The sequence below is a fragment of the Caballeronia sp. LZ016 genome (assembly GCF_031450805.1).
Lineage (GTDB): Bacteria > Pseudomonadota > Gammaproteobacteria > Burkholderiales > Burkholderiaceae > Caballeronia.
The window spans coordinates 235,784-249,076 of sequence record NZ_JARTVY010000003.1; the positions used below are offsets into that span (position 1 = coordinate 235,784).

13 protein-coding genes are annotated in these 13,293 nt (G+C 59.6%); 3 read left to right on the forward strand and 10 right to left on the reverse strand.

Going from position 1 to position 13,293, the window contains the following annotated elements; genetic code table 11:
- Positions 1 to 17 precede the first annotated feature (17 nt).
- The 10 genes from P9220_RS20130 to P9220_RS20180 all read right to left on the reverse strand — a co-directional run bounded on the left by P9220_RS20130 (position 18) and on the right by P9220_RS20180 (position 9,493).
- Entirely contained in the window at positions 18 to 485 is a 468-nt protein-coding gene (locus P9220_RS20130; protein WP_309767118.1) for a hypothetical protein, read from the reverse strand.
- 63 nt (positions 486 to 548) lie between these two features.
- On the reverse strand, positions 549 to 1,148 hold the full coding sequence (locus tag P9220_RS20135) for a hypothetical protein (RefSeq protein WP_309767119.1): 600 nt from the start codon (positions 1,146 to 1,148) through the stop codon (positions 549 to 551).
- Between the two features lie 44 nt (positions 1,149 to 1,192).
- Positions 1,193 to 1,645, reverse strand: a complete 453-nt coding sequence (locus P9220_RS20140) for a glycine zipper domain-containing protein (RefSeq protein ID WP_309767121.1) — start codon at positions 1,643 to 1,645, stop codon at positions 1,193 to 1,195.
- A gap of 15 nt (positions 1,646 to 1,660) precedes the next feature.
- On the reverse strand, positions 1,661 to 2,500 hold the full coding sequence (locus P9220_RS20150) for a sulfatase-like hydrolase/transferase (protein ID WP_404989562.1): 840 nt from the start codon (positions 2,498 to 2,500) through the stop codon (positions 1,661 to 1,663).
- A 53-nt stretch (positions 2,501 to 2,553) separates the two neighbouring features.
- Positions 2,554 to 4,566, reverse strand: coding sequence for an alkyl sulfatase dimerization domain-containing protein (locus P9220_RS20155; protein WP_309767123.1), 2,013 nt, complete (start codon positions 4,564 to 4,566; stop codon positions 2,554 to 2,556).
- A gap of 9 nt (positions 4,567 to 4,575) precedes the next feature.
- Complete coding sequence (locus tag P9220_RS20160) at positions 4,576 to 5,025, reverse strand: hypothetical protein (protein WP_309767124.1); 450 nt, start codon at positions 5,023 to 5,025, stop codon at positions 4,576 to 4,578.
- Between the two features lie 24 nt (positions 5,026 to 5,049).
- Positions 5,050 to 6,201, reverse strand: coding sequence for a BamA/TamA family outer membrane protein (locus tag P9220_RS20165; RefSeq protein WP_309767125.1), 1,152 nt, complete (start codon positions 6,199 to 6,201; stop codon positions 5,050 to 5,052).
- Positions 6,202 to 6,840: 639 nt separating this feature from the next.
- The gene (locus P9220_RS20170) at positions 6,841 to 7,695 is read right to left on the reverse strand and encodes a DUF2092 domain-containing protein (RefSeq protein WP_309767128.1); all 855 of its coding nucleotides are present in this window, start codon (positions 7,693 to 7,695) and stop codon (positions 6,841 to 6,843) included.
- Between the two features lie 24 nt (positions 7,696 to 7,719).
- A complete protein-coding gene (locus P9220_RS20175) occupies positions 7,720 to 8,703 on the reverse strand; it encodes a transporter (RefSeq protein WP_309767129.1) in 984 nt (327 codons plus the stop codon).
- A gap of 16 nt (positions 8,704 to 8,719) precedes the next feature.
- Entirely contained in the window at positions 8,720 to 9,493 is a 774-nt protein-coding gene (locus P9220_RS20180; RefSeq protein ID WP_309767130.1) for a hypothetical protein, read from the reverse strand.
- A gap of 444 nt (positions 9,494 to 9,937) precedes the next feature.
- Between P9220_RS20180 and P9220_RS20185 the strand changes: the two genes are divergently transcribed.
- From P9220_RS20185 to aspT, 3 genes are all read left to right on the forward strand, one after another.
- The gene (locus P9220_RS20185) at positions 9,938 to 10,336 is read left to right on the forward strand and encodes a helix-turn-helix domain-containing protein (protein ID WP_309767131.1); all 399 of its coding nucleotides are present in this window, start codon (positions 9,938 to 9,940) and stop codon (positions 10,334 to 10,336) included.
- A gap of 181 nt (positions 10,337 to 10,517) precedes the next feature.
- Complete coding sequence (locus P9220_RS20190; RefSeq protein WP_309767133.1) at positions 10,518 to 11,555, forward strand: zinc-dependent alcohol dehydrogenase family protein; 1,038 nt, start codon at positions 10,518 to 10,520, stop codon at positions 11,553 to 11,555.
- Between the two features lie 42 nt (positions 11,556 to 11,597).
- Positions 11,598 to 13,289 carry an aspartate-alanine antiporter gene (gene aspT, locus P9220_RS20195; RefSeq protein ID WP_309767134.1) on the forward strand — a complete coding sequence of 564 codons (1,692 nt, stop codon included), beginning with the start codon at positions 11,598 to 11,600 and terminating at the stop codon, positions 13,287 to 13,289.
- Positions 13,290 to 13,293: the final 4 nt, after the last annotated feature.

Consider the following 13,293-nt stretch of genomic DNA (forward strand, 5'->3'; position numbering starts at 1 on the left):
GTAACCGACGTCGAGCATCACACTCGTCGCATCCGGTCCGCGCTGGACGTGGATGCGATTAGTTGCAGTTGCGTCACCCACCGATTCGACGCGTAATAAGACGCGCGCACGCTGTAGACAACGCCCCAACCGTGGACATCAGGATAGCTGCCATCCTGGTCAGCGGTGGTCGTATCGAAGTAGCGGTAGGGACCGACGCCCGCTTGCAGAATGAATTGTGGAGAGCCGACCGGCGGTCGGGCCCAAACCTGAAGGAGCTGTCCGTCGCGATGGCGATCAGGGATATGGCCTTCGTTGAGCCAGGATAAGCTGGCTGCAAAATACTGGCCCAGGCCTTCCTGATAGTTAAAGGCCCAGGTGTACGTGTTCGTGCTCCCGGCTCTTGAGCCCCCGCCGAAGAGCGAGAACTCTCGGGCGAAGGTCGCCGTCGAGGCGGACGCGAGCACTATCGCGGTCGCCCCCAGCGCCGCACTAGTTCTTGGCATGCCGCATCGATTGTTCACGATGCTGTTTATCCGTAAGAACGGCAATGGTCGACGACCTATGAGCTAATTCACTTCACTGCCGTCACGAGCCAAGGATGCGGCCGCAGCGACGACGATCACTGCACGGACTGAATCGCCCACCTTGAGGTTGTCAAGAGACACGTCCGGGACCACGTCAAACACTGCCGTCTCACGCGGACCGCGTAGTGTTATCTGCCGGTTCCTGCGGTCGATCTTCTGTACGGTCGCGACGACCTCCACCCGGCGAGCGGTCGCCACCGTGCCGTCGGACGCGGGTTGCGTGACACTCGTTTCAATTCGCTCTCGCACGCCTTTTGTATCAATCTTGTCCGCGCTAATCAGGATTGCGTTCTTGTAAGCGATGTTGATGACGTCACCGACCTGGAGCTTGCTCACGTCCGCGACTTCGGGATTGACCTCAACCTCTACGACGTTGCCACGCGGACCACGCAGAAAGACGCTGTTTGTCGCCGTGTCAATTGATGTCACCTGGGCCTGGACGCGAGCAAGTACGGCGGCGCCGATGGCCGCATCGTCGGTCTGATTGCTTTGTGAAAATCCGGGCTGTGCGACGGCCATTGAGCCAAGCGCAAGAGCGGCTGCGGCGGCGCCTAATGTACGCCACGAACACGAGAGCGACATGAGTATCTCCGTTACGAAATTGTCTGCGGTTGTGCTTCACACGGTCATTGCACCGAATAGCCTTTACCTTGCATGCACGCGCTGTACGCGCGCCAGTAGAGATTCAGCGTGGATTGCTGGCTCGCCTGTGCATACTGTGCCTGTGCAGCATGCAGCTGACGGCTGCGGACACCGCCGACGAGTGCACCGGCAGTGGCGCCAACTGCGGCGCCATGCCCGGGATCGTGGTGGTTAACGTCGCCAATGATTGCGCCCGCCGCGGCCCCCCTCGCAGCGCCTCTGACGCGTGCGCCGGTGGGACCCACCACGGGTGGTGGTGCGCCTGCGACAACCGCCGGATCAACGCCTGTATTGTTCTTGGCCCACACGTAGCAGGCGCCGTCGTCCTGCGCCTGCCGTTGCGCGCTCTGTCCGTGCGCTGGGTAGACGACTGGTTTCTGCGCGAAAGCAACGGGGCTAGCGAGAAGAGCACCGACGAGAATGGTGGCTTTCAGCATCGTGTATCTCCATGCCTAGAGGGCGGCCTTGCGCTGCCACTCACGCTGGTCCGCTGCTAAACGGAAGCCAAGGTGCGACATCCCGTTCATCGGGTCGGTGCCTCGGCGCGCGCTCGTGCGATAGCTCTGGCAGTAAGTTTCGCTGCACAGGAACGAGCCGCCGCGCGTTACGCGCTCGGGCGCATAGGGCATGGCGCCAAACTCGGGGTCCAGCGGCTGGAAACCGGTGTTCTCGCCGATGTGCCACTTGCCAACCGCCTGCGTGGCGTAGCCCTGCTTAGACATGAGTTGGGCGAGCGACGTCAGTCCTTCCATGCCGCCTGGTTGCCCAGACATGGGCGGCGACTGAATGCCGTGATGCGCCTGGTTCTGTCCGGTAAGAATTCTCGCGCGTGTCGGCGAGCAGCTAGGCTGCGAGTAAGCAGAGGACAGCACAAGACTTTGATTCGCGAAGCGGTCAATGTCTGGTGTGTCGTTGCCTACTGCAATGCCGCCGCCGTTGAACCCGGAGTCACTGTATCCCACGTCATCCAGAAGAAAGATGACGACGTTCGGTCGCTTGCCGGTGGGTTGCTGCAAGGCGCTGAGCTTCTGCTGTGCCTCCCGGAGCTGGTCGGGGTGGCTGACGACGGGTTCCATGTTGTCCGCCACTTTCGTCGATGGAGTCGTCATGTACTGATTTGGTTGGTTGTAACCGGGCTTTACCTCCACCTTGGTCGGCTCGATTATCGTTTGCTGTGTCGGCGGAGGCTCGCCGCGGTGTACCGCAACGTCGGGTTGTTGAGCAGTGACAGACTGGGTAATGACTGCGGCGAGCGCAACTGCTATCAGCAGAAGGGCACGAGATGGTTTCATCACTGTGTCTCCGGGAAGACAGACTGCTTAGTGTCTACGTCGAGGACTGTCGCCTACTTGCTGTCGACAGGTGTGACAAGCGGAAACGCTGGGTCCGGTCTATCAAACAGCGCGACAATGGAGTCCAGTGCGCTCGCGTCGCCAGTTGCTTTCACCGCTCCCGAGCTAACCAGGTCCGCAGTTTTTGCTTGCCCGCCGACAATGGCCCCAAATTGCGGTCCGGTGAGTTCATAACTGCCGTCAACCGGCTCGCCAGGCTTCGGCTTATCAAGAATCAGTACAGAGTTCTCGAGCGTCAACGTGAACTGCTGATGTTCGTCGGTTACACTTAACCTCACCTTCTTCGCTACACCGTTAGCTCGGTCCGGATTAATGAGTGTAGAGGCGTAGTCGACCGCCATCGGGACAGGGATGGTGCGCGGGTCGACAAGCGTGGCTGCTGCCATCCGTTTGCCGGTTCGCAGTTCCTGGGCGCCCATCAGATAGAAGCCTCGCCACGTCGCTGACTCTGCCTGAAAGCCAAGCTGTTCGAGCGCAGCCGCTTGCAGCTGACGAGCTGCCTGATTCGTCGGGTCGGCGTACACCACGTAGTTCACAAGCTCAGCCGTCCACCGGTAGTCGCCCTTGTCGAAGGCCGCTCGTCCCAGACGGACTACATTATCCGCACCGCCCATAGCAGCCACGTACCGGCTCGCACTTTCCGTGCGCGGCAGTTCATCAAGCGTCGCCGGATTGCCATCGAAGAAGCCGAGGTAAAGCTGATATGTAGCCTTGACGTTGTGTTTGAGGCTGCCGTAGTAACCGCGGTTATAAAACTGCTTTCCAATGGCATCGGGCAGCTTGATGCGTTCGGCGATTTCCGAGGCGTTGTAACCCTGGTTGGCCATGCGCAACGTCTGGTCGTTGATAAACTTGAACATGTCGCGCTGGTCGGAGACAAGCTTCCTGATGTTGGCGTTTCCCCATGTCGGCCAGGTATGTGAAGCGAACGCGACGTCAGCCTTGTCGCCGAAGAGCTCGAGCGTCTCCGTAAGCGTGTTCGCCCACACCAGCGGGCTGCGTACCTTCGCTCCGCGCAGGGTGTAGAGATTGTGCATGACGTAAGTCGCATCTTCCGCAAGGCATAGAGCCTTCAATTGCGGAAAAAAGAACATCATTTCGGAGGGTGCCTCGGTTCCGGGGGCATTCTGGAACACGACGTCCAGCCCGTCGACCTTGAGCGTTTGGCCTGTCTTGGTAATTGTCGTGGTCGGTAACGCAAGGCCAATAGAGCCCTGAGAGAGATTTACGCCGAGCCCGGTCCCAATTGAGCCAATAGAGTCAGTAGGCAGACCGTCGCCATAGGAAAATCTCGCTCGCCGGCCCATCGCATTACCAGCGTAGAGGTTTTCGCTCACCGCCTCCTCGACGAACCCGGCCGGCGCGATGATTTGTACGCGCCTGGATCTGATGTCGTCAGGTGTCAGCACTCCCATCATGCCGCCGAAGTGGTCCACGTGGCTGTGCGTGATGATAACGGCCTTGACCGGTCGCGCGCCCAGTGTGTCGTTCGCGAGCTTCAGTCCGGCAGCCGACACCTCCGCCGAGGTAGTCGTGTCAATGATAATCCAGCCAGTATCCCCTTGAACCAGGGTCATGTTCGCGATGTCGTAGCCGCGGAACTGATAGATGCGGTCGGCAATTTTGTATAACCCGTGTTGGGCATTGAGTTCAGACTGGCGCCAGAAACTAGGATTTACTGTGTCGGGCGACGGCCCTTTCACAAAGTTGAATTTGTCTGCGTCATAGACGACGTTTCCGTCCTTACCTCGGATCACGGGGTCTGACAACTGTGCTACAAGCCCGCGTTTCACCGAGTCATAGCTCGCTCGGTCATTGAAATTGAGTTCGCTTAAGACGGCTCTGTTACGCTCAGCTGTCGCTTGTGTCGCGACGCCTGCTGAGAGTGTGCTCTCCGCTTTGGTCGCCTGATCTGACGGTGTATCCCGCGTCGTCGCGCAACCGCACAGAATTGCCGCTAGCATTGAACTGAGGGCAACACGATACGGGATGGCCGAGGCATTCATGTTCTTTTCCTAACGAAGGGTTGGCGGATTGGCGAGGTCGCTTGCCGAGTCTCGCTTGATGTTGTAAGCCGCTGCGTGCGCGGGCGGGGGATCGCACCGGACGGTCGCGTGTCTGTACACCGCCTCTCTTTCCAACAGCGCAATGCGGCGTTTTTTTGTAGTCGACCGCCCAAGCGACCCATGGCCCATCTCGGCGAGGTACTCGGCAGCTCGTAGACGTTTGAACCGAGTAAAGAAGTCGTCGCCGGGCAAGCCGTTTGCGAGGGACATCAGGCAACCATAGTCGAGGAGCGTTGGATTGGCCAAGGTGTGTACTGCTTTTTCGAGCAGCCGGTACCGCTCATCCAGTGGTACGTTTTTCTCGAAGCAGGAATGCAGTCGCCGGTAGGTCACCAAATGCTTTCCGGTCGCTGCCCATCGAAGCAAATCTGCAAGCTCAGTTACCTTGTGGTGGATCATCGTTCACTCCTCAACGAATGGTGGCTAGCGCCAGGCGCTTCCGACTTGGATGTAGAACGCGTTCTGGCCCGGTCCGTGCGCTACGTCAACGCCCATCGACACGCCGAGCTTCCGTGCGATGAGATAGCGAAAGCCCGTGCCGAATGCGAACGCGGTTGGGGCGTCAGAAAACGAATGCAAATTGCCGTAGGCCTTGCCAACGCCGCCAAACCCCAGGACGGACCAGCGCGGCGTGATGTTGTAGCGGAGCTCCAGTTCGCCGGTTACCTGGTTGCGGTCCTGGAACTTGGCCTGCGAAATGCCGCGCAGATTGACGTAAGGCTGCGCGAAGAACGGAATGTCCCCTTGGGAGAAGCCTGTGTCGGCGCGCATCCCTAGCACCCACGCCGGTGACAACGGCACCCAGTGGTAGCCTCGCGCCGTCTGCATCTCAAACGACCGGTCGCTGGCGAGCGCGCCTCGTGCGATGTCCGCTTCAAATTCCGCGTAGCTACCGCGGCTTGGATAGAAGATATTGTCGCGGGTGTCATAGTCGATGACGATTCCCGCTTTGCCGATGCGCAGGTCCTTCTGAAAATGGTTGATACCTTGCGGAACGACGGGGCCAAAGCGCGTCGCCGTGTCGAAGAAGGTGTAGCGCGGGCCGACGTACCAGTGACTGTTGCCAAGCCTGAACAGCACCTGCTGGACAACGGCGACACCGCTCAGTTGGTACGCATTGGCATTGCCTTGCGGACCGTAGTAGTTCAAGTGCAGATTAACCTTGCCCAGCGCACCGAAGTAACGGATGCGGTCGTCGTTCCAGGTATGGAAATGGGCAAGGCCAACGCCCCAGCTATGGGTACCCGTACCGAAAGCTCCGACGCCAGTGATATTCGGCGGCGCCATTGCGTTGCGTTCGCCCGTTTCATCGCTCGACGGCTTGCCGGGTTCGACGGTCCCAGGTTTAGCCGCGCTGAAATACAGCAGGCCCAGGCCAAGGCCATAACCAATTGCCGGCTCCGTAATGATGTTTGGCACGGGTAGCACGCCGCGATGGTTAAGCAGTACGTCGCTCATGTCGAACTGGCCATCTTCTGCGTCGCGAAAGCGCGACGGCTCCTGGGCGGCATAGGCAAACGATGCCGCCGCCAGACAGAAGTAAAAAGCCGACCACTGGACAGAAGCGCGGACCACGCGTACTCCCTCCTTATTATTGCGGCGGGTTGACGACCACGTACTGAACTGCGGTTCCGACGTATTGCGGCTGGTACCAGGTCGGGCCACAGTGTTGATAGGTAACGCCTCCAACGACAACTGCCGCACAGCTCGGGGGCAAGGTCGCGACGGCCGTCCCTACCACGAGCGCAGTGGTCACGCCGACGGCCAGGCCAACGGCGACCGGGTCCGCGTACCAGCCACCCCAGAACCCTGGTGGGGGCGGGGGAGGAGGCGGCGGCGGTGGAGGATGCGGACCGGGTCCGGGTCCGGGTCCAGGTCCAGGCGGCCGCGGACCAGGTCCCGGCGGAGGACCACCGTGGGGCTGCGGCCCGGGGCCCGGACCGAAGCCGGAAGGACGGGGCGACGGGCTCGGTCCCGGCGCTGGGGGGCGCACTCCGCCTCCAGCAAACCCATCACCGCCGTGCGGGAACGGCCCACCATGGAAACCAGCGCCACCGCCTGCGGGTGCGGCGTGCGGATACTGTCCGCCGCTAAAACCGCCGTGCGGCATCGGGTGGATGCCCGTGCGCGCCATGCCGCGAAAGGCGAGCGCGGACGGCGATGACACCGCCAGGACAACAATCAGGCTGGCCGTGAGAAGGCGTTGGGCGTCGGTCATTGCGCCTCCTGCAAGGGCGAATCAAAAGCCGGCTTCAGCTCAATGGAATGCGCGCCCGGTGGAGGACGGTACACGAACGTCGAGGCCTTGAATGCTGGCAGGAGGTTCCAGTGATAGGTGACGGCATGGCGTGGGCGCGACTCCTGGGTAGTGTCGGTAATGACCATCCGGCAGGGGAGTGGTCTCGAGCCTCGCTCAACCCATAACTCCCAATCGACGCCTTGCTGCCGATACGCGTAGTGGGTGCACCAGCGCGCGTCGACTTTCTCCAGACCAAGGTCTTGGGCCGAAGTCAACACGAGCTCATCGACCTTTCCGTTGCCCCAGTAAAACAGGTCGACAAGAGGCATCTCGATGTTGTAGACGGTCGCCAGTTCGTGGACGAGTCCATTAAGCGTTGGCGGAGCCGGATTACGCGAGTAGTATCCTTCGCCCTGGTTGAAAATAACGAAGTCGCGCCCGTCATACACGATACCGCGAGGCTTTCTGCTGCCCAGCACCTCAGCCCGTGCGCGGTCCGGACGCTGCACATCGAGCACCGTCTCATGGAGGTAGCTCGCATTTTGGCCGTTGTCGAGCACGAGGTCCGTGGAGGTGTCCGCACGCACCTCAAACTTGGGCAGCGAGCGCAAATAATCGCCCATCCGGCTCAATGCCTCCGTTGCGCTCCTGTCAACATGCACGTCGCGCTCAAGTTCGGATGAAGCTGCTGCTGGGCTTGGCCCCTGAACGGTGGCGTCATAAGTCGAAGCTGGCACCGAAGCTGTGGCGAGCGGTCCTTCGCTTTCGTGCGCGCATCCTAAGACGAGTGTGGCAATTAGGCAGCCGAACGAACCGATTGGAGTACGCATGATATGGGTCCATGAGCCGCCGGGTCAAAACGCCACAGTCGCCGTCGCCTGGAAGCTGTTCGTGCTCTTCAGGCGATTCCTGCTAGCGATGCTTGGCACCCACCGGATGCTTGCCGACAATGGATGCTTGCCATATACCTTCGTGTCGTACGTCAAAATGGGCCCGAGCGAGAGGTCGCGGCCGACGAAGCGGTTCAGTCTGTCGGCAAGTGGCCCGCTGTCGTTGCCGAGCTGCTGCACTGTACCTATCACCAGACCCACGCCGAGACCGTTGGAAAACCTCTTGATTCCCATCGCATCAAGCGTCAGCAGCGGCGCATTGTGATAATCCGTTGCGGTGTTGCGGGTATAGAACTGCAACCCGAGCACTGCATCGAACTCGAGGTTGTATTGCGGGACGATTTTCGTGTAGGCGATCTGCGGCACAAAGGTCCAGTTGTTCAGGCTCGGGTTAGCCAGGGCGTTGGAGTCGTAATGGCCGGTGGGCGCCCAGAAGTTGAAGCTTAAAGCGATGTGGTCGGTGTTGGTAAAGTGGTACCCCGCCTCGATGGGCGTGAAGTACATGTCGAAGAGGTTCGATGCCCGGTCGCTCGTCGACGAAGAAAAGCGACCAGCCGAAAGAGAGCCCGTCACCTTAGTCCAGACATACGGCAGCGTGATTCCGCTTGCAAAGTCCCACCCGGCCACACCACCCCATACGTGCAATATCGACGCAAGCGTGAAGGCAATCTCGCCCTCAATGCCGAGCGAGGTCTTGCCCGCAATCGGCACCTGACGGTTTCCGCCGATGGAACCATCGAGATACATTTGCTGAATGCTGACAACGGTAACGGGCTCAGGCGGGACGATGCCGATGCCCGAGAGCACCGTCATGCCTGCGATAGGCCGACCAAGGCCGCCTTCGGTTGCATTGGCGCGGCTACAGGTGATGACCAACAGGGCGGCTGCAGCGGCGCGCCCTAGAGAGGCCAGAGAACGACTATGACGTTGGCAGGTCCTCGTATTCATGGTCGTTGCCTTGTCATCACTTCCCGAACGTCATGTTGAGCCCCGCGAATATCTGCCATTGCGAGACGTTGCCGGAATGCGCGACTGAGTATTGCGGTTCGATGAAGGCGTTAAAAATCGTGCTGCCGCTTCTCCACGCCTTTCCGCCGCCCAGTCCGACAGGGATGTAGTAGCTACCGCGCTGGAGGTCGAAGGTCCAGACGCCTGTCGAGCGGATGTACCAGCCTTCTGGAAGGTTCCAGATGACAAACGGTTGTGTTGTCAGCGATTGCACAGTCGGGCGGTCGCTTTGACCGGCGAACGAGTGCTGCCACTGCACGAGTGCGCCGAGCAGGCGTTGCTTTGTTGCATTGACTGCGACCGCGGCAAGACCGGCCTGCCACTTGCCCGTTCCGAGCGTCCGGTCGGTCGCCGTCGGAGCAGTGATAAGGGGACCCACGCCGATTTGCGTTTGTCCCTGCGACAACAAGAAAATGTCGAACAGATTGATGTCACCAAGTCCCGTGTTGTATCCGCCGGTCGGGGCGGGACGCGTGCTTATGGGAACAGTGAGGCGGAATATTTCAGGAAACGGAATAACATTATTCGGACCAATTGGAACGGTTGGCCGCAATAGAAAATCATTCGTGTGGCCGCTTGCACCGAAGATACTTGGCGTAAAGTAATTCTGGACGTTGAACGACGCGGCAAGGTTGAGCGGATTATTGCTCTTATTCGCATCCTCGGAAGCGCTTTGTGACGAAGCTGTGTCAGTCAGCATTGCAAACAGAACTGCCAATACAGCCTGCATTGTCCGCTTCATTGTCGATACTCCGAAATGGCCGCCCCTCACTCCGTTATCAACGAGGTCCGCGGCATGCGTTACGCTCAAGCGCCCTTCTGAGGCGCGAGCTAAGTCCTCGCAGGGACGAGTGTCGGCGCCACTGCGACAAAAATTAGACGTCTTGACGGAATCGAGTCAGCCGGGAGCAAGGGAGACGAATTGCGTCCTGCCGCCATAAAACGATAGCAAACGGAAACCTTTCTGCCAAGCACATAATGCCTTATGCGTTTGGTAACACGGCGCCGAGAGATATTCGATTCTGCGTCGTTAATCAAGCTCATTTTTCGTCAATCAGGGGGTGGTCATGAATCGGTTTGCGGTATATCAATAGGTCGATGTCTCTCCTCGATTCACTTCATCTATCTGGAAAGTCCGACATGCTTCTTTGCGTCCCACATAGCGGAGGTGACAATGCGTACGCCCCCGGAAAACCTACCCAGTGTTTCCCGTCGGCTACGTGCCGGTCAGCTACTCCTCGACGGGCTTTCGGTCAAAGAAGTTGCCGAACAGCTACATATGACGCCGGCGACGGTCAAGCGGTATCAAGCATTGGTGAGCGAAGGGGGACTCGAAGCACTACGCCAGATGCAAGTCGGTGGCAAAGTGTCGGCACTCAGCCCGGAAGCCCTGCAATGGATAGTAGTAGCCCTCAATGGCTCCGCGATGGACTACGGCTTCGACTCAGAATCCTGGACGAACGCCAGGCTACGACAACTCATAGAGAGAGAGTTCGGCGTGCGATTTTCACGGGTCTATGTCTGGCAATTGACGAATGACCTAGGCGTTGGTCACCGGCTGATGCGAAGCTAGACTGTAATTCCACTGCCAGGCGCGGTGACGAAACTTTGTTCAGTGGTTGGTCTCGATCTACCGCTAGGTACAACAGAGAACTTAATCGAACACACTCGTACTTCCCAGCCAAATCGGGTATTGCTTGAAGGTGCGAGGTGAGAACTTTGTCGAAGGCTAAGTCGTTCTATGGGGAGACATCGTGAAGGCATTAGTATTCGAGGGCCCTGGGAAGAAGCGCCTCATTGATAAGCCGGAACCGGCGATACAGTTGCCGTCGGACGTCATTGTGCGCGTGACACGCACCACTATCTGCGGCACCGACCTTCACATTCTGAAGGGCGATGTACCCGAAGTAAGGGCGGGGACAACCCTTGGTCACGAAGGCGTTGGCATAGTCGAGTCGGTCGGCGAGGCGGTCTCTAACTTCAAGCCCGGCGACGCTGTGCTGATCTCGTGCATCAGTGCCTGTGGAAAGTGCGAACATTGCCGGCGCCAGATGTATTCGCATTGCACGACAGGCGGCTGGATACTCGGTCATCTGATCGATGGCACTCAGGCCGAGAAGGTGCGCATTCCGCACGCCGACACGAGTCTCTATCACATCCCTGCTGGAAGTGACGAGGAAGCGCTGGTCATGCTGAGCGACATTCTGCCGACCGGGTTCGAATGTGGCGTGCTCAACGGTCGCGTTAAACCCGGCTGCACCGTTGCCGTCGTCGGTGTTGGCCCGGTGGGTCTCGCTGCGCTCATGACTGCGCAGTTCTATGCACCAGCCATGTTGATTGCCATTGACCTTGATGGCAATCGCTTGCGCGTATCCGCCTCCTTCGGGGCGACCGACACCATCAACAGCGCGAGCGGTTCGGCCGTCGACGATGTGATGGCATTGACGCGTGGCCGCGGTGTCGACGTCGCCATTGAAGCGGTGGGCGTGCCTGCAACCTTCTCGCTCTGCGAAGCCATCGTCGCCGCAGGCGGCACCATCGCCAACGTAGGCGTGCATGGCACAAAAGTCGACCTTCATCTTGAGAAGCTCTGGGCTCACAACATTACGTTGACGACTGGCCTTGTGGACACCTACAGCACGCCGATGCTGCTGTCGACGGTCATATCGAACCGGCTTGAACCCGGCAAGCTCGTCACGCACCGCTTCGCCCTTGACGCGATCCTGGACGCCTACGAGACATTCTCGAATGCGGCGGAAACTGAAGCACTGAAAGTTGTCATTTCCACCTGAAAGTCGCTGCGGCGGCCTAATCGAAGCGGTATGGGGGCGCGTATGGCCTGGTTGGAACACACACTACGGCAGTATCCGGAGATTGCGGTCTTCCTGTCGCTTGGCATCGGCTACTGGGTAGGCGGAAAGAGTTTCAAAGGGTTCAGTCTCGGCGCGGTCACCGCAACGCTGCTGGCGGCCATAGCTATCGGCCAATTTGGCATTACCATTTCGTCGAACGTAAAGTCAGTCTTCTTCCTCATGTTTCTGTTCGCGGTAGGCTACGGCGTCGGACCGCAGTTCGTGCGCGGCATTGCCAAGGACGGACTACCGCAGGCGCTGTTCGCTGTATTTCAATGCCTCTTGTGCCTCGTCGTTCCGGTAGCCGCGGCTAAGGTCGCGGGTTACGACGTGGGGTCTGCCGCAGGGCTTTTCGCCGGTTCGCAAACCATCTCGGCATCCATGGGTCTCGCGACCGACGCCATCAACCGCCTCGGGCTGCCTGCTGACGAGGCCAAGCGCCTGCTTGACGCCATGCCCACCGCCTACGCGGTGACTTACATCTTCGGCACCATTGGGTCAGCAGTCATCCTTGCGACCCTCGGGCCCAAGATGCTAGGCATTAACCTGGTTGCCGCATGCAAAGACTACGAGTCGCAGCTGGGCGGCGGAACTGAACTTGGCGGTGCTGGCCAGGCCTGGCACCAATTTGAGCTTCGCGCTTACCGTATCGCCACGGATGGCCCTGTAGTTGGCATGACCGTAGCGGCAGCGGAAGCGAGCGCGCCTACCGGCAGCCGGCTCTTCATTCAACGACTTCGTCGCGGCGGGGCGATTCATGAGGCAACGCTCGATTCGGTACTGAAAGCCGGTGACGTCGTGGCGGTCGGCGGACGCAGAGAGCAGCTGGTCGCGCTGCTTTCGCCAAAGGGAAACGAAGTCGACGACCCCGAACTGCTTGCCGTGCCGGTCGAAGGCGTCGATGTCTATGTGACGTCAAAGGCGGTTGACGGAAAGACGTTAGAAGAGCTCGCTCACCTGCCCGGAGCGCGTGGCATCTACCTGCGTCGGATCAAACGGGGAGCCACAGAGACACAAATTCCGATTCTTCCCAAAACGAAGTTGCACCGTGGCGATACGGTGACGATTGTTGGCCGAACACAGGATACGACCGCTGCTGCGAAGACCCTCGGTGTGATTGACCGTCCGACGAGCGTCACCGACGTTGCGTTCGTCGCGCTCGCCATCGCGGTCGGCGCGCTCATCGGTTCGCTGGTACTGAGGGTCGGTGCAATTCCGCTCACCCTGTCGACCTCCGGCGGCGCACTCATAGCCGGCATCATCTTTGGCTGGTTCCGAGCCATCCATCCAACGTTTGGGCGTATTCCGGAACCGACCGTCTGGTTCATGAACTCGGTTGGACTTAACGTGTTCATCGCGGTGGTTGGCATCACAGCGGGGCCCGGTTTCGTCACGGGCCTGCAGCAGCTCGGCGTCAGCCTCTTTTTGTGGGGCATCGTTTCGACGAGCATCCCCCTCATCATTGGCATGTTCATCGCCAAGTACGTCTTCAGGTTTCATCCAGCCATCCTGCTAGGGGTGTGCGCAGGTGCCCGAACAACCACCGCCGCGCTCGGCATGCTGACCGAGGCTGCGAAAAGCCAGGTCCCAGGACTTGGGTACACCGTAACGTATGCCGTTGGGAACACGCTGCTAACTATCTGGGGCATGGTAGTCGTCATGCTCATCTCCTAGTAGT